Origin of the sequence: Rhodobacter sp. JA431, assembly GCF_900217725.1 — a bacterium.
GTDB classification, from domain to species: domain Bacteria; phylum Pseudomonadota; class Alphaproteobacteria; order Rhodobacterales; family Rhodobacteraceae; genus Rhodobacter; species Rhodobacter aestuarii.
The window spans coordinates 191,723-210,568 of sequence record NZ_OBMP01000002.1 but is presented as its reverse complement, the minus strand read 5'-3'; the positions used below and the strand labels follow the sequence as shown (position 1 = coordinate 210,568).

Here is an 18,846-nt window from a genome sequence, read left to right as displayed (position 1 = left end):
CCGCCTTGAGAGGCAAAAGATGTGCCGTTGGGCCGCCTATATTGGGCAACCGATCTTTCTGGAAGATATCGTCTCGAAACCGGGGCATTCGCTGATCCACCAAAGCCAGTGCGCCACGCAATGCACCACGGCGATCAATGCCGATGGCTTTGGCATCGCTTGGTATGATGCGCGGCCCGAGCCGGGGCTTTACCGCGATGTCATGCCCGCTTGGTCGGATCCGAACCTTAAGTCTTTGACAGCACAGGTGAAATCGCCGCTCTTTTTGGCCCATGTGCGCGCCTCTACCGGCACGGCGACCTCGCGCAACAATTGCCACCCGTTCGTGGTGGGGCGGTGGAGCTTCATGCATAACGGCCAGATCGGCGGCTATGATGCGTTTCGGCGCGCGGGCGAAATGCTGATCCCCGATGATCTTTACCCGCACCGCAAGGGCGCGACCGATAGCGAGGCTTTGTTCCTGCTTGCGCTCGCCGAGGGGCTGGATGAAGACCCCAAGGGCGCGTTGGAACGCGCCACCGCGCGGCTAGAGGCGCTGTCGCGGGAGCGAGGTGCCGCCCCGCATATGCGGCTGGCGGCGGCCTTTTCCGATGGGCAGCGGCTTTACGCGGTGCGCTATGCCTCTGATGAAAATGCGCCCACGCTTTACCACCGCTGGTCGGGCAGCCGTAAGGGCCGCGCCGTGGTGTCTGAGCCGCTCGAAGACGGGCAGGGCAATTGGCAGGCGGTGGACCCGGGCACCTTTTGCATCTTTGAAGGCAAAGAGATGCGCTTTGAGCCCTTCGCCCCGCCGCAATCTGCCGCTGCGGCTGCGGCCTAAGCACCGCTTGACCTTGCGCAAGGCCCGCGCCTAAATAGCGCCATGAAGACCCTGATCACCCGCATTTGCCTGATTTGCCGCTGACCAAAGTCACGCGGGCCGTTCTTCTGTTTTCATGTAGGATCGAATGAGCTAAGCCCGCGGCGAGAGCCCCGTGAGGAAGCCATGACCGAACCCGCGATCCGCCTGCACAATTCGAAAACCCGCCGCAAAGAAGCTTTCACCCCGCTTGATGCGGAGAATATCCGCCTCTATCTCTGCGGGCCGACGGTCTATGACCGCGCCCATTTGGGCAATGCGCGCCCGGTGGTGGTGATTGATGTGCTCTATCGGCTGCTGCGCGAGGTCTACGGGCCAGAGTGTGTCACCTATGTGCGCAACTTCACCGATGTGGATGACAAGATCAACGCCTCGGCCCAAGCGCGCAAAGAGGCGGGGGCTATAGAGACGCTCGAAGAGTTGATCCGCCAGCGGACCGAGGAAACGATCGGCTGGTATCATGCCGATATGGATGCTTTGGGCGCGCTGCGCCCGACACATGAGCCCCGCGCGACCGATTTCATTGGGGCGATGATCGCGATGATCGAAGATCTGATCGCCAAGGGCCATGCCTATGAAAAGGAAGGCCATGTGCTCTTCCGCGTGCGGTCTTACAAAGACTATGGCGCGCTCTCGGGCCGTTCGGTCGATGATATGATCGCGGGCGCGCGGGTTGAGGTTGCGCCCTTCAAAGAAGACCCGATGGATTTTGTGCTCTGGAAGCCCTCCGATGCCGATCTGCCGGGCTGGGAGAGCCCCTGGGGCCGGGGCCGTCCGGGCTGGCACATTGAATGCTCGGCCATGTCCTACGAGCTATTGGGCGCAAGCTTTGACATCCACGCGGGGGGCATTGATCTGCAATTCCCGCACCATGAAAACGAGATCGCGCAAAGCTGCTGCGCGCATCCCGAAGGCGGTTTTGCGAATGTCTGGCTGCACAATGAGATGTTGCAGGTGGAGGGGAAGAAAATGTCCAAGTCCTTGGGCAATTTCTTCACCGTGCGCGATTTGCTGGACCAAGGCATTCCGGGCGAGGTGATCCGGTTTGTGTTCTTGCAAACCCATTACGGCAAGCCGATGGACTGGACCGCCGAGAAGGCGCGGCAGGCGGAGGTGACGCTGCGCAAGTGGTATCGCATTGCCGAACAAGGTTTGGATGGCGTCTCCGAACCCTACATTGCAGTCATCTCGGCTTTGTCAGATGACTTGAACACCGCTGAGGCAATTGCTCAGTGCCATCAACTTGCACATGCAGATGACATTTCGACACTGCGCGCGACTCTGCAGTTCCTTGGGTTGATGGGCCGCAGTGTTCCGGAATGGGCCAGCGCGCCTGAGGCGGACCTGTCGGGTTTGGCCACAAAACTCGCCGCACTCCGCACGACAGCGATGGAAACCAAAGATTTCGCGCCCGTCGATGCAATGAAAACCGCGCTTTTGGCGGCGGGCGTTGAGGTACGGATGTCGAAAGCGGGCGTTGAGCTTTTGCCCGGTGCGGGCTTTGATGCTGCAAAGCTGGAGGGGCTGTGATGCGCTTGTTTGGCAGTGAGAAGGGCGGCGCACGACCCGAGGGGGGGCGCAATCGCGCCCGCCCGTGGGGGCGGGGCGGGCGCGGCCCGGCGTGCCGCCGGGCGACACGCAGATCTGAAGCGGGGCAGGGAGGCGCGCAATGACCAAAGAACGCCTCTACCTCTACGACACCACGCTCCGCGACGGGCAGCAAACGCAGGGCGTGCAATTCTCGGTGCCCGAGAAGATCGCCATTGCCGAAGCGCTGGATGAAATCGGCATTGACTATATCGAGGGCGGCTGGCCCGGCGCGAACCCGACCGATAGCGACTTTTTCGCCGCGCGCCCGCAAACCCGCGCCACCTTCACCGCCTTTGGCATGACCAAACGCACCGGCCGCTCTGCCGCGAATGATGAAGTGCTGGCGGGGGTGATGAATGCGGGCACGCCGGCGGTTTGTTTGGTGGGCAAGACGCATGATTACCATGTCACCACCGCGCTTGGCATCACGCTGGAAGAAAACCTCGACAACATCCGCGCCTCGGTTGCGCATATGGTGGCGCAGGGGCGCGAGGCGTTGTTTGACGCCGAGCATTTCTTTGATGGCTACAAAGCCAACCCCGACTATGCCGTGGAATGCTGCCGCGTCGCCTATGATGCGGGCGCGCGTTGGGTGGTGCTCTGTGACACGAACGGCGGTGCGCTGCCGCGCGAGGTGGCCGCTTGCACCGAGGCGGTGATTGCCGCCGGTGTGCCGGGCACCCATTTGGGCATTCACACCCATGATGATACGGGCTGTGCCGTGGCCAATTCGCTCGCCGCGATTGAGGCGGGTGCGCGGCAGGTGCAAGGCACGCTCAACGGGCTTGGCGAGCGCTGCGGCAATGCGAACCTGATCACGCTGATGGCGACGCTTTCGCTGAAAGAACCCTATAAAAGCAAATACGAAACAGGGCTTTGCACGGAAAAGCTAAAGTCGCTCACTCGGCTCTCGCGCAAGCTGGATGACATTTTGAACCGGGTGCCTTTGCGCTCGGCCCCTTACGTTGGGGCCAGTGCTTTTGCGCACAAGGCCGGGCTGCATGCCTCGGCGATTTTGAAAGACCCGACGACTTACGAACATATTGTGCCCGAACGCGTCGGCAACAGCCGCCTTATTCCGATGTCGAACCAAGCCGGGCAGTCGAACCTGCGCGCGCGGTTGAAGGGCATGGGGATCACGGTCGATCCCAAAGACCCGCGCTTGGCCGAGATATTGGACGAGATCAAAGCGCGCGAAGATCGCGGCTATGCTTATGACGGTGCGCAGGCAAGCTTTGAGCTGGTCGCGCGGCGGATTTTGGGGCTGGCGCCCGAGTTCTTTGAGGTGACGCGCTACCGGGTGACGGTGGAGCGGCGCAAGAACCCCGCCGGCCAAATGGTCAGCATGTCCGAAGCCGTGGTGGTGGTGACCATTGGTGGCGAGCGGATGCTCTCGGTCTCGGAAAGTGTGGATGCCGAGGGCCATGACCGGGGCCCGGTGAACGCGCTCTCCAAAGCGCTGGTGAAAGACCTTGGCCCCTATCAGGCGCTGATAGAAGACATCAAACTGGTCGATTTCCGCGTGCGGATCACCCAAGGCGGCACCGAGGCGGTGACGCGGGTCATCATTGACAGCGAAGACGGGCAGGGCAGCCGTTGGTCCACCGTGGGGGTCAGCCCGAACATCGTGGATGCCTCGTTTGAGGCGCTTTTGGATGCGATACAATGGAAGCTGATCCGCGACGGGGCGAAAGCGGTATGAGCGACGCAATTGCCCTCTGCGCCCAAAGGCTGGAAACCGGCGATCCGGACCGCTTTGCCGCCGTGATGGCGCTGCCGGGGCCGATGCGCCCGGCGGGGTTTGCGCTTTATGCGCTGAACTTGGAGCTTGCCCATGCGCCTTGGGCCTCGCCCGAGCCGATGGTGGCTGAAATTCGCTTGCAATGGTGGATTGAAGCGCTTGAGGCACAGGGGAAAGAGGGGCGTGAGATCCCCCATGATATTGGCCCCGCGCTTGCCAACATCGCCCCGCAAGCGATTGAATTGATGATGGAAGCCGGCGAGGCGCGGCGCGCCGATTGCTGGTCTGACCCGTTTGAGGATGCCGCCCGGCTTTGGGATTACCTTGATGCCACGGCGGGCGCACCAATGGCCGCTTTGGGGCTGTGCCTTGGGGCCGAAGCAGAGGTGAGCTTGCGCGCCTATGGGGCGGCGGCGGGGCTTGCCAATTGGCTTGTGGCGCAGCCCGAACTCACCGCGCGCGGGCGTCTGGGTCTATCGGGCGCAACGCCGCAAAACTTGGCCGCTTTGGCCAAGGAGGGCCTTGCCCGGCTCAGCGCAGCCGAAGCCGCCTTGAAAGCCGCCGATCAACCCGCGCGGTTTGCCGCCTTGGCGGGATGGCAAGCTCGGGCGATCTTGCAAAAGGCGGCCCGCACCCCAGAGGCGATTACCAAAGGCACCCTGCGCGGATCGGACTTCAGCCGCCGCTTTACGCTTTTGAAAGCGCGGCTTGCGGCTTAGGCGTCCAAATTTCGCCATTTAAGTGAATCTTCAAAAGTTCCGTCCATGTTGCGGGCTGTGACCTAGGCACAGCTGCAATGTCGCCCCGTTTCCGGGGGGGATGGAGAACTGGCATGATCTTTCGTAAGCGCCTCTCTTTGGGGTTGAAACTTCCGCTGATGCTTGTGGCCATTGCGATGGTCGCGCTGACGGTGATGGGGGTTTCCTCTTATCGTGAAGCGCGCGCGCTTTTGGAAGAAGAAGCAAGCCAACGCCTTGAACGCACGTTAGAATCTCGTGTGCAGGCGCTGGAGCAATGGGCCAGTCAGACGCAGTCGGAACTGACCTCGCAAGCGGCAAACCCCGGGATGCAGCGCTTGGTGCGCGATTTCACCAATGGTTGGAAGATGCTTGGCGAAGAGGCCGCGCAAAGCCTGCGGGCCTCTTGGGTTGAGGGCAATCCGAATCCGCCGCAAGAGCGTTGGAAGCTTGATTTTGCAGGCGATATCAATGATTTCGGGATCGTGCATCGGCGTGCCCATCCGGGGCTTGTGACGCTCGCGCAGGAAAAAGACCTGCAAGACCTCTATTTCGTCGATGTCACGGGCCATGTGCTTTATTCGCTGCGTAAGGGCGATGAATTTGCAGCCAATTTGAATGATCCGACCCAAGCCACCGGTCCGCTTGCCACCACGGTGGCGCAGGCGATGGCCGATGCCTCTGGCGCGGCGGCGGTGTCGGATTTCGTTGCTTTGTCCGATGGCAGCCGGGGGATCTATCTTGCGCAGGTGATGCACTCTGAACAAGGTGTGGCGCTTGGCGTTTTGGCCTTTGCGGCGCGGTTGGATCGTGTTGGCGCGGTGATGACGATGCCGCGTTCGCTTGGTGACACCGGGCAGGCCTATTTGCTGGATGCGCAGGGGCAGTTGCAAAGCCCGCTGCGGATGCCCGGCGGCCCCGAGGCGGGGACGGTGCTCTCCAATACCGCGTCTGCGGCCGTGTTGGGCGGCGAGACCGGGCGCGCAACCTACAAGGGGCTGACCGGCAAAACCGTTGCCGGGGTCTATGCGCCGGCGACGCTTTTTGGCCGTGCGATGGGCGTGGTGGTGGAGCAAGATGCCGCCGAAGTGGTCGCCCCCGCGCGCAAGCTCGCGCGCAAGCAATTGCTCAACGCAACCTGGCTGATTGCTTTGTTGGCGGGGATGTCGGCATGGATGGCGCGCGGCATTGCGCGGCCGATGCATTGCGTGGCGCAATCGGTTGGCCGCATTGCCGGGGGCGATCACAGCATCACCGTGCCCGCAACCGAACGTGGCGATGAATTGGGCGAGATCGCGAAAGCGGTCGAAGGTCTGCGGGATGATTTGGCGGCCAGCCATGAAACCCGGCGCGCGGCCACAATCCAAGGCACGGCGTTCCAAAACTCCTCTGCCGCGCTGATGGTGGTGGCGCCCGATCTGTCGATCTGTTTTGCCAATGCCGCGCTGAGCAAGCTTGTCTCGCAAAAGATCGAGGACTTCCGGGGGCGTGCTCCGCGGCTTGATCCGGACCTGCTGATGGGTGTCTCGCTTAGCCAGCTTTACCCAATGACGCCAGAAATTGAGGCGCGGCTGGCCGATCCGTCAAAATTGCCGTTCCACCAAGATGTGGCCGTGGGCGAAGGGCGCTTTGGCGTTGATTTTTCTGAAATTCGGGCCGCCGATGGCACCTTGATGGGCTATGTCGTCGAATGGCGCGATGTGACCGAATTGCGGATGACGCGCGCGCTGCTCAATGCGCTCGATTCCACGCAATTGATGGTCGAGTTTTCGCCCGATGGCCGGGTGACGCGCGGCAATGACAATATCCTGAGCGCGCTTGGCGAAAGCGCCGAGGGGCTGATCGGGCGCGACCATGCCGGGCTGATTGAGGGCGAGGGCGATCTGGCCGGTTTCTGGAGCCGCCTCGAACGTCTTGAGCCGGTGATTGGCCGCTTCGTGCTGCAAGGCGCGAATGGGTGCCGCGTGGTGGCCGAGGGCAGCGTGACCCCAGTGCCGGACCGCGAAGGAGCGATGCTGAAGATCGTGCTCATTGGCAATGACATCACCCAAGCGCAGGCGGCTTTGGCCGAGGCGCAGGCGCGGGCCGAGGCGATGCTGGTGGGCCAGCGCGCCGTGGTGGAAGGGCTGCGCGTGGGGCTGGAGCATCTGGCGCGCGGTGATCTGAAAAGCCGGATCGAGACCAAATTCCCGGAAGAATACGAACAGCTTCGCACCGATTTCAACAATGCGGCCAGCACTTTGGCCGATGCGATGGCGGTGGTGATCGAATGCGCCCATTCGATTGATAGCGAAGTGAGCGAGATCAACAATGCCGCGGCCGATCTGAGCCAGCGCACCGAAAAGCAAGCGGGCACTTTGGCCGAGACGGTGACGGCGCTCGATCAGCTGACCTCTTCGGTCGGCGCCGCAAGTGCCGGGATTTCCGAAGCCGATCAGATGGTGGAACGCGCGCGTGCGGGGGCGGAAAGCTCGGGCCAAGTGGTGCAGCAAGCCGTGACCGCGATGGGCGAAATCTCGCAAAGCTCGGAACAAATTTCGCGCATCATTTCGGTGATCGAGGACATTGCCTTCCAAACGAACCTTTTGGCGTTGAACGCGGGGGTGGAAGCCGCGCGGGCGGGTGAGGCCGGGCGTGGCTTTGCCGTGGTCGCCTCTGAGGTGCGGGCGCTTGCACAGCGCTCGTCGGATGCCGCGCGCGAGATTGATACGCTGATTTCCACCTCGTCTGAAAACGTGCGGCGCGGTGTGGATTTGGTGGGCGAAACCGGCCAAGCGCTGCAAGGTATTCTGGTGTCCGTCAACGAGATTGCGGGCCGGATGTCGGGTATTGCCAGTTCCGCGCGCGAGCAATCGGCGGGCCTGAGCGAGATCAACAATGCGATGATCCAGTTGGATCAGGTGACCCAACAAAACGCTGCGATGTTTGAAGAAACGACGGCGGCTGCGCAGGCGCTCAGCCGTGGGGTGCAATTGCTGACCACGACCACCGCGCGCTTTGATGCCGATGTGCCTTCGGCAGCCAAAATGGCCGAGCCGATGCTGGCTCCGGCGCCCGCGCCGACGCCTGTGAGCAAACCCGTCGCGGTCCCGGCAAAACCAGTGGCAAAAGCCGTGCCGTCCGCCAAACCCAAGCCCGCGCCAGCGGCCGCCCCCGTGCCGCGCAGTGCGGGCGCGCTCGCCCTCAAACCCGAGGTGAGCGATTGGGAAGATTTCTGAGAAGGCGCAACCAATTGAAAAATAAAACCAACATAGATCGAGGGAGCCCATGACCCCGAAACGCGTCCTGATTGTGGATGACTCCCCGACCATCCGGGCTCTGCTGCGCAACCATCTTGCGCAGGATCCTCGGCTTGTGGTGGTGGGCGAGGCGTGCGACCCGTTTGATGCGCGCGAAAAGATCAAAGCCCTACTGCCCGATGTGCTGACGCTGGATGTCGAGATGCCGCGTATGAACGGCCTTGAATTCCTTGAAAAGCTGATGCGGTTACGGCCGATGCCGGTGGTGATGATCTCCACCGAAACGCAAAAGGGCTCGGCCGCCGCGCTGGAGGCTTTGTCGCTGGGGGCGGTGGAATGTATCGGCAAACCGAGTTTTGACCGGCTGTCGGATACGTTCTTCAACCTGCCCGATCTGTTGGTGGCGGCGGCCAATGCGCGGTTGCGCACCGGGCCGCGCGCGCAAATTTCGCCGTCGGCCACGGCGTTCAACTGGAACGGAAAATATGTGCTGATCGGCTCCTCGACAGGAGGCGTGGATGCGCTTGAGACCTTCTTGTCGTCTTACCCGCGCAACTGCCCACCGACGCTGATCACCCAGCACATGCCGGAGGGGTTCTTGGCCTCTTTCGCGCGGCGCTTGGAAAGCAAGATGCAGCCGCATGTGGCGCTTGCCACAGAGGGCGCGCCGCTCTTGCCGGGCAATGTCTATCTGGCGCCGGGCGGCGAGTATCACCTTGCCGTCGCAGGGGGTGCCGATCGGCCGAAATGCCGCCTGCTCAACACCGAAAAGCGCAATGGGCACCGGCCCTCGGTCGAGGTGCTCTTTGACAGCGCCGTGCCGATGGGCAAGCGCTGCGTCGGCGTGATGTTGACGGGCATGGGGAAAGATGGCGCCGAAGCGATGGTGCGGCTGCGCCAAGCGGGCGCGCGCTGCTTGGCGCAAGATGAAGCAAGCAGTGTTGTTTTTGGTATGCCGCGTGCGGCGCTTGAACTGGGGGCTGCGGAACAAGCGGTTCCCATCGGACAGATGGCGGGAAAGGTACTCGGTTTGTGCAGTGGTAGCGGTAGTGGCAGTGGTAGCAGCGCCATGAAATTCAGTTCGGTCAGGAGGGCCTGAGATCATGGCAGGACATAAACCCCATCATATCGCACAGGGCGAATACGCAACGGCGCGCGGCCCAGATGCCTCGATCTCGACGATCCTTGGTTCTTGCGTGGCGACCTGTCTTTATGACGAGCAGGCACAGGTTGGTGGCATGAACCACTTCCTGTTGCCCGATGGCGCGGGCGCGTCGCTCAATTCGGCGCGTTTTGGCGTGAACGCGATGGAGCTGTTGATCAACGCGCTGATCAAGGAAGGCGCGAACCGGTCACGGCTGAAGGCCAAGGTGTTTGGCGGCGGGCGGATGATCGCGGGTCTTTCGGATGTGGGTGCGAAGAACGCGAGTTTCGTGCTCGACTTCCTGCGCCGCGAGGCGATTGAATGCACCGGTCAAAGCCTTGGCGGTACGCAGGCGCGTCGGGTCGAGTTCTGGCCGGGCAGCGGGCGCGCGCGGCAACGGCTTTTGGGCGAAACCCAAGTGGTCGAGGCGCCGCCGCCGAAAATGCCGGCCGCACCGGTCGGGGGCGGGCTCGAACTCTTCTGAGCCGCGCTTGCAATCTGATTTGGATGGGCCGCCCTTCGGGGCGGCCTTTTGCATCGGTGGCGCGCCGATCCCGCGCCTGATCGGGCGGGCCGAACCATGCGCCGTGCCAATCCAGAGTGAAGACCAAAAAAAACCGGGCAGCGCCCGGGGTTATGGAAGACACAAGAAAGCCGCCGTCGGCATAGGGCCAGACGGCGGGTTATTTCGGCGGTGTCAGAACCATTGGATGTCCCCGACCTCTTCCTCGACCGGGGCGGTGTGCCGGGCCTGCTCAGGGTCGAGATTATTGACCAGTTCATGCAGCCGCAGCCGCGACAGAAGCGGCACCGCATGCAGTTTGACATCTTGCGGCATTTCGGTCGAGACCGCTGCCATCAGCCGCCCCAGATCCTCAAGCGCTTGGGTGATCCGGTCGATGCCTTGCAGGCCCCGGATCGCCTCAATATCGGTATGTTCCGCGAAATGGCACATCGACAGCGCGCGTTGCACCTCTGCCGACAGCCGCGCCAGCGTGTCAAGCTCGTCGCCCACACGCGCCGCCAGCGCATCAAGCGGCAGATCTCTGCGCTCGATGGCTTGGGCCATGAGATCGTGGGGCAGATTGATCATATCCGCCCCACCACTTGCTCGATGCAGGCTTTGAGTTCTTGTGGCGTGAAGGGCTTTTTGAGGAAGTTGTTCATCCCCAGACGTTTGCCATTCTCGATGATCTCACGATCGGCGCGACCGGTGATCAGGATGAATCCCAGACCCTTGGTGCGTTGGTTCGTGCGCAAAGCATGCAAGAGCTGCAGCCCGTCCATCCCCGGCATGTTGTAATCCGAAATCACCAGGTGAACCGGCGTCTTTTCAAGGATTTGCAGCGCGCCGGGGCCGTCGGTGGCATAGCCCACCTGACGGATTCCCATCGCATCGAGTGCCTGGGTGATCAGACCGCGCGAGGTGGACATGTCATCCACCACCATGATCCGCAATTGGTCTCTCAGTGCCATTTTGGGCCTCCGTTCAGGCCTGCCGTTTCGGGCAGCCGATAAGTCGTGATGCCGGCGGTGGTAAGCGCCGTATTGCCGTCAAGCGGCACGCGTTCCGAATGGCCGACAAAGAGCCAGCCGCCCGGCGCAAGCTGTGCCTCAAAGCGGCGCCAAAGTTTCAGCTGATCTTCGGGGCTGAAATAGATCACCACGTTGCGGCAGAAGATGATGTCGAACTGCCCTTTCATCGGCCAGTTCTGATGCAGGTTCAGCTCTTTGAAGCTGACCAGTTGGCGCAGCGGTTCAATGACCCGCACCCCGCCCGGTTCGGGCTTCACAAAGCGTTGCATCGCCTGCGGGATTGAGTTCAGCGCGCCCACATCGTAAAGCGATTCCCGCCCCCGCTCGACCATGCGCGGGTCGATATCGGTGGCCAGAATGCGAATATCGAGCTTCGCAAGATCCTGCGCCATATCGGACAGCACCATCGCAATGGTGAAGGCTTCTTGCCCGTTCGAGCAGCCCGCCGACCAGATCCGCACCTTCTTGCCAGCGCGCGCCTTTTCCAAAAGCGGCGGCAGCGTGGTGCTTCGCAGGGTCTCGAAATGGTGGTTTTCGCGGAAGAAGTTGGTGACGTTGGTGGTCAGCGCCGAGATCATCTCGCGCCGTTCTTCCTGCCCCGCATCCGAGGTGACCAGCTTGATATAGCTGGCATAATCTTTCAGCCCAAGGGCACGTAGCCGCTTGCCGAGGCGCGATTGCACCATCGAGGCTTTGCCCGGTGCAAGGACGATCCCGGCGTGTTCATAAAGAACCCGCGCGATCGTGCCGAGCTCGGCCTCGTTTGGCGTGGCCGTGCCGCCAATGGGAAGGGGGCTCATGTTGGTCATGCGGCCTCGACATTGTCGTCCGGCAGGACGGCGGAAAGATCAAGGACACGGATCATGCGACCATCGACGATGGTGAGCGCTTCGATAAAGCTGTGCGCGGCATCCGCAGCCAGTTCCGGCGGCGGTTGCAGTTCGGTGCGCGGCAGTGCCAGAATATCCGACACCGCGTTGACCAGCAGGCCCGCCGTTTGGCTGCCCACCTGCACGACGATGATCACGTTGCGGGCATCACCTTCGACCGGCTCCATGCCCAGACGCACCGAAAGATCCACCACCGGCAGCACCGTGCCGCGCAGGTTGATCACCCCCCGCACGTGGTAGGGCGCATGCGGCAGCGGCGTGGCGCGGGTCCAACCGCGGATTTCGCGCACCGACATGATGTCGACCGAGTATTCTTCGTCCGCAAGCCGGAACGACAGAAGTTCAAGTTCGGAAGAGTTTTGCGAGCTTTTTTCCAGTTCCATGACGGTTATCCTGCAAGAGCGAAGCTTTGGCTCCGGGTACGACCAGAAGCGTTAGAGACAAGATCGGCGGGGTCGAGGATCAGAGCGATCTGACCATCGCCGAGGATGGTAGCGGCGGCGACGCCGGGGATATGGCCGTAGCTGCGTTGCAGCCCTTTGATGACCACTTGGCGCTGTTCGAGGATCGAATCGACCACCAGTGCCGAGCGGGTGCCATTTTCCTGTGCGGTGAGCAGAACGATGCCGCCCGCATAGCTTTCCATCGGTGCGCGGTAGCCCAGTTCGGCCCCCAGGTCGTAAAGCGGCACAAAGGCGCCCCGGACATGGATCACGTTGGTGTTGGGCCCAAGCGCACGGATGTCATCATCGGTGAGCGTGGCGGTCTCAAGGATCGACGAGAGCGGCACGACCAGCGTTTCATTGGCGACATTCACCACCATGCCATCAAGTACGGCGAGGGTGAGCGGCAGCGAGATCGAGAAGCGCGTGCCTTTGCCGGGTTCCGAGTGAATGGTGATCCGGCCACCAAGGCCTTGGATCGCCTGACGCACCACATCCATACCCACGCCACGGCCCGAAAGCGCCGAGACCTGATCGGCGGTCGAGAAGCCGGGGAGGAACAGAAGGTTGTCAATTTCGCTATCGGACAGTTGCGCATCCGGTGCGATCAAACCTTTCTCAATCGCTTTGGCGCGCACTTTCGGCCGGTTGATCCCGGCGCCGTCATCGGTGATTTCAATCACCACGCGGCCCGAACGGTGTTGCGCCGAAAGGGTGATCACCCCCTCACGCGTTTTGCCCGCAGCTTCGCGTTTGTCCGGCGTTTCCAGACCATGGTCGACCGAGTTCCGAATCATATGGGTCAGCGGATCAGCGAGCCGTTCGATCACCGTTTTATCGACCTCGGTCGTTTCGCCTTCGGTGCGCAGGCGCACGTCTTTGCCAACAGCGGAGGAGGCTTCGCGGACAATCCGGCCCATGCGCTGGAACAGCGGCTTCACAGGCTGCGCGCGGATCATCATCACGCTGTCCTGAATGTCGCGGGTCAGCATCATGAAGGCTTCAAGCCCGGTCATCACCGCCGAGTTCGGCGGCAGCCCAGCTTCGGCCACGCTTTGTGCAAGCATCGCTTGGTTGATCACCAATTCGCCCACAAGGTTTACCAGCCGGTCGATCCGGTCCAGATCCACCCGCACCGTGGCGGACGGCTCGGAACTGTTTTCCTTCGCAGCCGGCGGGTTGCCCGAAGGCACAGAGGCGCCGGGACCCGTGCTCGGTGCGCTCGCTGCCGGATCGGGCGCAGGGGCGGCCGGGGCAATCGGGGCCTCGGTCGGCGCAGGCGTGGCCGAAAGCTCGTTCAGTGAGGGCGGGTTGTTCATTTCAAGGGCCGAAGGGTTTTGCGGCGGGGCTGCCACCGGGGTCGGCGCGGGCATGCCGGGCAGATCACTCGGCAGTTCCAGCATCGGTTCCGAGCCCGGCGTCCCGGCAAAAGGGTCGGCGCTCAACGGATCGGCGCCCTCCAGCCCATCCAGCGGGGGCAGATCGAACCCACCTACAGCGGCAGCGGTGCCGCCACTGGTGATCTCCAGTTCGCAGACATCTTCCACGAAATCAAAGACTTCGCGAATATCAAAATCGGTCACGTCCCCGGTGATCTCGACCACCCAAGTGACATAGGCGCCTTCGGGATCAAGCTCTGCAAGGCTCGGCAGATCGTCGGTTTCGCACCGCGTCGTGCAGGTGCCAAGTTTGGCGAGCGCGCGCAGCAGATGCAGCGGCTCATTGCCCGAGGCATAAAGCGCAGCGGTCGGCTTGAACCGCACCGTCCAGACCGGCTGGCTCGGCGTTGTTTCTTCATCGGCGGGGCCGAAATCGAAGCTCAACCCCATCGGTTGGAAGTCGGTGACTTCCTCGACTTCTTCTACAACCGGTGCGCCACCCATCAGCGCTTCCAGCGCGACCAGGCAAGGCTCCGATCCGTCAGGCGGCGGGGCGCCATCGCGCGCAGCCCGAACATGGTCTTGCAAGAAGTCCGCTGCTTGGAAAAACAGCTTCATCGCTTCGGGCGTGATCTCCATACGCCCGCAGCGCACTTCGTCCATGACGGTTTCATAGCGGTGGGCAAAAGCCACAAGGGCATTCAGCCCAAAGGCCCCGGCCCCCCCCTTAATGGAATGAACCGCGCGGAAGACGACGTTGATCGTCTCGTTATCGTGACTGCCTTCGTCCATATCGGACAGGGCATCTTGCAGGCTTTCGAGCAATTCTTCGCATTCTACGAAGAAACTGGCCCGGATTTCTGCCATCGGGTCCGTTGCCATGGGTATTCTCCTTAACCGGCGACCATCTGCAGCGCTTTGACCAGCTTCGGCGGGTCAAACGGTTTTACGATCCATCCCGTCGCGCCAGCGGCACGCGCACGAGCTTTCAGCTCGGGGGCAGATTCGGTGGTGAGCACCAAGATCGGGGTGCCCCGGTGCTTGTCTTGTTGGCGCACCGCCTCGATGAAGCCAAAGCCATCAAGACGCGGCATGTTGATGTCGGAAATGATCGCATCCGGGGCGATACCCTCGAGCACTTCCAACCCATGCACGCCGTCTTCGGCAAGGTGCAGAGTGATCCCCGCTTCGCTCAGGGCAAGCTTGAGCATGTCGCGGATGGTGCGGCTGTCATCGACGGCCAGAACAGTCAGGCTCATGCGGCCTCTCCGGTTTGCAGATCCGCGGGGACAAGACCAAACAACTCAAGAGCTTGCTCAAAAGCTTCGGACCGCGGGGTGATGGTGAACGAGGTGCCAGCGGCCTGCGCATCTTTTGCGGCCGAGGCGATGACTTGAAACGCCAGCCCACCCAGATGGGTGACACCGGACGCATCGATAACAAGGTCGGTTCCAGAGGCCTCCCGCAGCGTAGTTGCGAGCGGGCGGACCTGCGAAAGATCGAGCCGGGGGGCGAGGGTAATGGTCTGCATCACGACCCCGCAAAGATATGGTTTTGGAAAAGGATCACGCGTTCCCCTTTCATTCCTGCATGAAAGAGGCTTAGCCGCTGCGGGTTAAGATTGACTTGACGCGAAAGGGAATTTCACACCCCGATGGAAGAGTGTGTGCCGTCCCTTGGTATGGCGGCTAATTTTCGGGCAAAAACGCGCTTAAAGTTGGGGGGCGCGGGCGTGAATATAGGCTGCGCAGCCCGATAGCGCGGCGTAATCATCTTCGATCATCCGCACCGGGAAGGCTTCCAGGAACTCTGCAAAGCGGCCTTTGGCGCGCAAAGCTGCTGCAAAACCGAATTCTTCCAACAGCGGCGCAAAAGCGCGCGCCACGCCGCCACACAGATGAATGCCGCCAAAGGGCAGGTGAATCAGTGCCAAATCGCCCACCACCGCGCCCAAAAGCCGAATGAAAATGCGCGCGGTTTCACAGCCGAGCGGTGTGCGCGCGGTAATTTCTTCCATCACTTGCGCGGCAGGCAGCGTTTTTTCTTGCCCCGCTTCGCGCGCGACAAACGCAAAAACCCGTTCCAGCCCGCGCCCCGAAAGAACATCTTCCACCGCCGCAAAGCCGTGCACCTCTTCGACAAAACGCATCAAGCGAATGTCTTCATCAGTGACGGTTGGCAAAGTAACATGGCCGCATTCAGAGGCCGCCACGATCCGCCCGCCCGGCGCTTCATGCACCGGTGCCGCGTTAAAGCCGGTGCCCACGCCCACCACCAATTGGCTGGAGCCGGGCAGCGCTTCTGCCCCGGCAACCACATCGCGCACAGCCCCCTCAGCAAGGTAGCCAAGTGCATGACCTTGGGCTTGCAAGTCATTGAGAACGGCAACAGTTTCGGCTTTGGTGACCTCGGCAATCGCGCTGTCTTTGATCACCCAAGAGAGGTTCGTCATATGCGCCACGCCATCGCGCACCGGCCCCGCAGCGGCGACGCAGGCGCCGGCGAGATCGCGCACGCCCTCGGTGTCCATATAGTCCGCCAAGATCGGTTCCAGCGCCGGGCGGCCCGCATTGGCATAGCGTTTGATCGTTTCGGGCAGCAACCGTCCATGATCCGCCAGCGCCACGCGCGTGTTCGTGCCGCCAATATCGGCCAAAAGCGTGTAGCGGTTGGGGGAGGACGAGATCATGTTAGCGCTCCAAAGCCTGTTTAAAGGCGTGATAAGACGCCTTCGGGGTGCGCTGCAAGCTTTCGAAATCGACATGGATCAATCCGAAGCGCTTCGCATAGCCCAAGGCCCATTCATAATTGTCCATCGCAGACCACGCCATATAGCCTTTGAGCGGCACGCCTGAGGCAATCGCTTTGCGGCAGGCGTCCAGATGGGCGGCATAATAAGCGATGCGATCTTGGTCGTCGCAGGCGCCGTTTTCGAGCCGGTCCGGCGCGGCCATGCCGTTTTCGGTGACATAAAGCGGCAGCTTGCCAGTGTAATCGCGCGCAATCCGGGTCAGGAATTCGGTCAGCCCTTCTGGGCGGATTTCCCAACCCATTTCGGTTTTGGGCAGCGGGCCGGGAATTTCTTGCAAGGCGGGCCAAGGGCCATCATCGGGGGCAATGCGTTTGCAGGTGTAATAATTCACCCCAAACCAATCGAGCGGTTGCGCGATGGTGACAAAATCATCCTCCCACCCCTCGGGCAGATAGGGTTCTAGGCCCTCAAGCGCCTCGGCCGGGTAGCGGCCTTTGAACATCGCCTCAATGAAGAAGCGGTTGTAGATCGCGTCGTAACGTTTTGCTGCGGCTTGGGTAAAGGGCGATGGGTCTGCGGGCAGCGCGGTTTCAAAATTGCACACGGCGCCGAGGTTTTTCATCCCCGCGATGCGCAGCACTTTGGTGGCGCGGCCATGCGCCAAAAGCACGTGATGCATGGCGCGGGCGGCGGCACGAATGTCGCGCAGCCCCGGCGCATGGTGGCCAAGAAAATGGCTTAGCCAGCTCACACACCACGGCTCGTTGATCGGCGCGGTGGACCAAATCCGGTCGCCCAGCCGCACCGCGATCACCTGCGCAAAATCGGCAAACCAGCGCGAAATATCGCGGTTGCGCCAGCCGCCTTTGTCGGCCAGTGCCGCGGGCAGTTCCCAATGGTAAAGCGTCATTGCGGGTTTCAGTCCGCGTTCCAGCATCCCATCCACCAGACGGTCGTAGAAATCGAGCCCTTTCATATTCACCGTGCCGCGCCCCTCGGGCAGAACCCGCGCCCAAGAGGTGGAAAAGCGATAAATATCAAAGCCCGCCGCAGCGACCAGATCCAGATCTTGTTCCCACAGGTGGTAATGATCGCAGGCCCGCGCGCCATTTTCTGCTCGCACCACATTGCCTGGTGTGGCGGCGAATGTGTCCCAATGCGTTGGCCCCGCACCGCCCGCGCCATGCCCTTCGATTTGGTAAGAGGAGGTCGCCATGCCGAACTTAAATCCGCGCGGAAAGGTGGAACGGGGGGGCAGGGCAGTCATAGGGGTAATCCTTGAGCGGTCGTCATGGGAGGAACAGAGCGGTCGGGGGCAGGGCCGGTGGAGGCCCCCAGCACCAAAACCGCTTCCATCAATTGGGTGGCCGGAGCCATATCTGTGGCCATATCTGGTGTGGCGATCATATCGAGCAAGAGGCTGGCACAGCGCCGCCCCGCTTCGCGCACCGAGGCGCGGGTGGCGGTGAAAATCGGCTCTTCGGCACCATTACGGAAATATCCAAGCTCATCATCATGGGTCAAAATCGAGACATCGCGCCCCATGCGCAACCCCAATTCCCACAAACCCCGCCGCACGCCGACAGCCGACAGCAGCGAGGCGGTGATAAACGCGGTGGGCGGGTCGGCGCGGCGCAGCATGTCGCAAGCCGCATCATGACCCTGCGCCTCTGTCATCTCACCGGCGATCATCAGGCTTGGGTCGGGTTCTAGCCCCCGCGCGGCAAAGGCCCGCGCAAACCCGCGCTGGCGACGCAGGGCGAAATCCATCCCCTCGACCCCATTCAAAAGCGCAATCCGGCGATGGCCAAGGTCGAGCAAAAAATTCGTCGCGCGTTCAAAGGCGCGGGCATTGTTCACATCCACATAGGCATAGGGCAAATCCACGCCAGAGGCGCGGCCATGCACGACAAAGGGCAAGCCAAGCTCGTGCAAAAGCGCAATCCGCCCATCACCCGCGCGCGGCGCATGGACAATCACCCCATCGACATTGCGTTTTGCGCGCAACTCCCGATAGGCCTGCGCGTGATCTTCGACCGGGACCGAAATCAGCACCATGTCATAGCCTTCGCGCGCGTAAACCTCGCCTGCACCGGCGATGAAATCGGCAAAAACCGGGTTCACAATCTCATGCTGGCTGCACAGCGGAATGACATGGCCAATCGCCATCGCGCGGCCTGTGGCGAGCCGCTTGGCCTGTGTGTTGGGGCGGTAATGGTGCAGTTGCGCCGCCTCCTCGACCCGCTTGCGCGTGGCCTCCGCCACCTCGGGAAAGCCGTTGAGCGCCCGGCTCACCGTGGTGGGCGAGAGCCCCAGCAGATCGGCAAGGTCTTTCAGGTTCATGGCATCCGTCCCGGGCGCCGCATTCAAAGCGGTTTGAATTGGATCACGATACGCCGTGGCTAAGGGGGCGTCAATGCGCGCTGCGGGCAGGACCGCCGTGCTGCGCTTGCAGCATTTTTGAGGATTTCCAAGTGTTTTGCCCCCGCGGCGCGGTTGACTTTCGCCCCCCATTGCGGGACGCTCGGCCATCCAA

At 62.0% G+C, this 18,846-nt stretch carries 17 protein-coding genes; 7 read left to right on the top strand and 10 right to left on the bottom strand.

Going from position 1 to position 18,846, the window contains the following annotated elements:
* Positions 1-19 precede the first annotated feature (19 nt).
* From CRO18_RS04675 to CRO18_RS04645, 7 genes are all read left to right on the top strand, one after another.
* The gene (locus CRO18_RS04675) at positions 20-820 is read left to right on the top strand and encodes a class II glutamine amidotransferase (protein WP_076483423.1); all 801 of its coding nucleotides are present in this window, start codon (positions 20-22) and stop codon (positions 818-820) included.
* Between the two features lie 165 nt (positions 821-985).
* Positions 986-2,389: a cysteine--tRNA ligase gene (gene cysS, locus CRO18_RS04670; protein ID WP_097081238.1), complete on the top strand. Its 1,404-nt coding sequence runs from the start codon at positions 986-988 to the stop codon at positions 2,387-2,389.
* 139 nt (positions 2,390-2,528) lie between these two features.
* Complete coding sequence (gene cimA / locus CRO18_RS04665) at positions 2,529-4,151, top strand: citramalate synthase (protein WP_076483425.1); 1,623 nt, start codon at positions 2,529-2,531, stop codon at positions 4,149-4,151.
* A complete protein-coding gene (locus CRO18_RS04660; RefSeq protein ID WP_170952558.1) occupies positions 4,148-4,909 on the top strand; it encodes a squalene/phytoene synthase family protein in 762 nt (253 codons plus the stop codon). The genes cimA and CRO18_RS04660 overlap by 4 nt, the downstream gene beginning before the upstream one ends.
* Positions 4,910-5,022: 113 nt before the next feature.
* Complete coding sequence (locus CRO18_RS04655; protein ID WP_170952557.1) at positions 5,023-8,145, top strand: methyl-accepting chemotaxis protein; 3,123 nt, start codon at positions 5,023-5,025, stop codon at positions 8,143-8,145.
* Between the two features lie 49 nt (positions 8,146-8,194).
* Positions 8,195-9,265, top strand: coding sequence for a chemotaxis response regulator protein-glutamate methylesterase (locus tag CRO18_RS04650; protein WP_076483428.1), 1,071 nt, complete (start codon positions 8,195-8,197; stop codon positions 9,263-9,265).
* Between the two features lie 4 nt (positions 9,266-9,269).
* The gene (locus CRO18_RS04645) at positions 9,270-9,794 is read left to right on the top strand and encodes a chemotaxis protein CheD (protein ID WP_076483429.1); all 525 of its coding nucleotides are present in this window, start codon (positions 9,270-9,272) and stop codon (positions 9,792-9,794) included.
* A 213-nt stretch (positions 9,795-10,007) separates the two neighbouring features.
* Here the strand turns inward: CRO18_RS04645 and CRO18_RS04640 are convergent, their stop codons facing one another.
* From CRO18_RS04640 to CRO18_RS04595, 10 genes are all read right to left on the bottom strand, one after another.
* On the bottom strand, positions 10,008-10,403 hold the full coding sequence (locus tag CRO18_RS04640; protein ID WP_076483430.1) for a hypothetical protein: 396 nt from the start codon (positions 10,401-10,403) through the stop codon (positions 10,008-10,010).
* On the bottom strand, positions 10,400-10,786 hold the full coding sequence (locus CRO18_RS04635) for a response regulator (RefSeq protein ID WP_076483431.1): 387 nt from the start codon (positions 10,784-10,786) through the stop codon (positions 10,400-10,402). Before CRO18_RS04635 ends, CRO18_RS04640 begins: the two co-directional genes overlap by 4 nt.
* Positions 10,777-11,646 (bottom strand): protein-glutamate O-methyltransferase CheR, encoded by an 870-nt coding sequence (locus CRO18_RS04630; protein ID WP_083951898.1) that lies wholly within the window; start codon positions 11,644-11,646, stop codon positions 10,777-10,779. Before CRO18_RS04630 ends, CRO18_RS04635 begins: the two co-directional genes overlap by 10 nt.
* Before the next feature lie 5 nt (positions 11,647-11,651).
* Entirely contained in the window at positions 11,652-12,119 is a 468-nt protein-coding gene (locus CRO18_RS04625; protein WP_076483433.1) for a chemotaxis protein CheW, read from the bottom strand.
* A gap of 5 nt (positions 12,120-12,124) precedes the next feature.
* Positions 12,125-14,440, bottom strand: coding sequence for a chemotaxis protein CheA (locus CRO18_RS04620; RefSeq protein ID WP_097081235.1), 2,316 nt, complete (start codon positions 14,438-14,440; stop codon positions 12,125-12,127).
* 11 nt (positions 14,441-14,451) lie between these two features.
* Positions 14,452-14,817, bottom strand: a complete 366-nt coding sequence (locus CRO18_RS04615; RefSeq protein ID WP_076483435.1) for a response regulator — start codon at positions 14,815-14,817, stop codon at positions 14,452-14,454.
* A complete protein-coding gene (locus CRO18_RS04610) occupies positions 14,814-15,089 on the bottom strand; it encodes an STAS domain-containing protein (RefSeq protein WP_076483436.1) in 276 nt (91 codons plus the stop codon). Before CRO18_RS04610 ends, CRO18_RS04615 begins: the two co-directional genes overlap by 4 nt.
* Positions 15,090-15,269: 180 nt before the next feature.
* Positions 15,270-16,247: a glucokinase gene (locus CRO18_RS04605; RefSeq protein WP_097081234.1), complete on the bottom strand. Its 978-nt coding sequence runs from the start codon at positions 16,245-16,247 to the stop codon at positions 15,270-15,272.
* Between the two features lies 1 nt (position 16,248).
* A complete protein-coding gene (locus CRO18_RS04600) occupies positions 16,249-17,577 on the bottom strand; it encodes a GH1 family beta-glucosidase (protein ID WP_097081233.1) in 1,329 nt (442 codons plus the stop codon).
* On the bottom strand, positions 17,574-18,653 hold the full coding sequence (locus CRO18_RS04595) for a LacI family DNA-binding transcriptional regulator (protein ID WP_076483598.1): 1,080 nt from the start codon (positions 18,651-18,653) through the stop codon (positions 17,574-17,576). The genes CRO18_RS04600 and CRO18_RS04595 overlap by 4 nt, the downstream gene beginning before the upstream one ends.
* Positions 18,654-18,846 lie beyond the last annotated feature (193 nt).

Excerpts from the sequence above, each read along its gene's own strand:
- CRO18_RS04675 (WP_076483423.1), top strand. The coding sequence starts at position 20 with ATGTGCCGTTGGGCCGCCTATATTGGGCAACCGATCTTTCTGGAAGAT.
- cysS (WP_097081238.1), top strand. The coding sequence starts at position 986 with ATGACCGAACCCGCGATCCGCCTGCACAATTCGAAAACCCGCCGCAAA.
- cimA (WP_076483425.1), top strand. The coding sequence starts at position 2,529 with ATGACCAAAGAACGCCTCTACCTCTACGACACCACGCTCCGCGACGGG.
- CRO18_RS04660 (WP_170952558.1), top strand. The coding sequence starts at position 4,148 with ATGAGCGACGCAATTGCCCTCTGCGCCCAAAGGCTGGAAACCGGCGAT.
- CRO18_RS04655 (WP_170952557.1), top strand. The coding sequence starts at position 5,023 with ATGATCTTTCGTAAGCGCCTCTCTTTGGGGTTGAAACTTCCGCTGATG.
- CRO18_RS04650 (WP_076483428.1), top strand. The coding sequence starts at position 8,195 with ATGACCCCGAAACGCGTCCTGATTGTGGATGACTCCCCGACCATCCGG.
- CRO18_RS04645 (WP_076483429.1), top strand. The coding sequence starts at position 9,270 with ATGGCAGGACATAAACCCCATCATATCGCACAGGGCGAATACGCAACG.
- CRO18_RS04640 (WP_076483430.1), bottom strand. The coding sequence starts at position 10,403 with ATGATCAATCTGCCCCACGATCTCATGGCCCAAGCCATCGAGCGCAGA.
- CRO18_RS04635 (WP_076483431.1), bottom strand. The coding sequence starts at position 10,786 with ATGGCACTGAGAGACCAATTGCGGATCATGGTGGTGGATGACATGTCC.
- CRO18_RS04630 (WP_083951898.1), bottom strand. The coding sequence starts at position 11,646 with ATGAGCCCCCTTCCCATTGGCGGCACGGCCACGCCAAACGAGGCCGAG.
- CRO18_RS04625 (WP_076483433.1), bottom strand. The coding sequence starts at position 12,119 with ATGGAACTGGAAAAAAGCTCGCAAAACTCTTCCGAACTTGAACTTCTG.
- CRO18_RS04620 (WP_097081235.1), bottom strand. The coding sequence starts at position 14,440 with ATGGCAACGGACCCGATGGCAGAAATCCGGGCCAGTTTCTTCGTAGAA.
- CRO18_RS04615 (WP_076483435.1), bottom strand. The coding sequence starts at position 14,817 with ATGAGCCTGACTGTTCTGGCCGTCGATGACAGCCGCACCATCCGCGAC.
- CRO18_RS04610 (WP_076483436.1), bottom strand. The coding sequence starts at position 15,089 with ATGCAGACCATTACCCTCGCCCCCCGGCTCGATCTTTCGCAGGTCCGC.
- CRO18_RS04605 (WP_097081234.1), bottom strand. The coding sequence starts at position 16,247 with ATGATCTCGTCCTCCCCCAACCGCTACACGCTTTTGGCCGATATTGGC.
- CRO18_RS04600 (WP_097081233.1), bottom strand. The coding sequence starts at position 17,577 with ATGACTGCCCTGCCCCCCCGTTCCACCTTTCCGCGCGGATTTAAGTTC.
- CRO18_RS04595 (WP_076483598.1), bottom strand. The coding sequence starts at position 18,653 with ATGAACCTGAAAGACCTTGCCGATCTGCTGGGGCTCTCGCCCACCACG.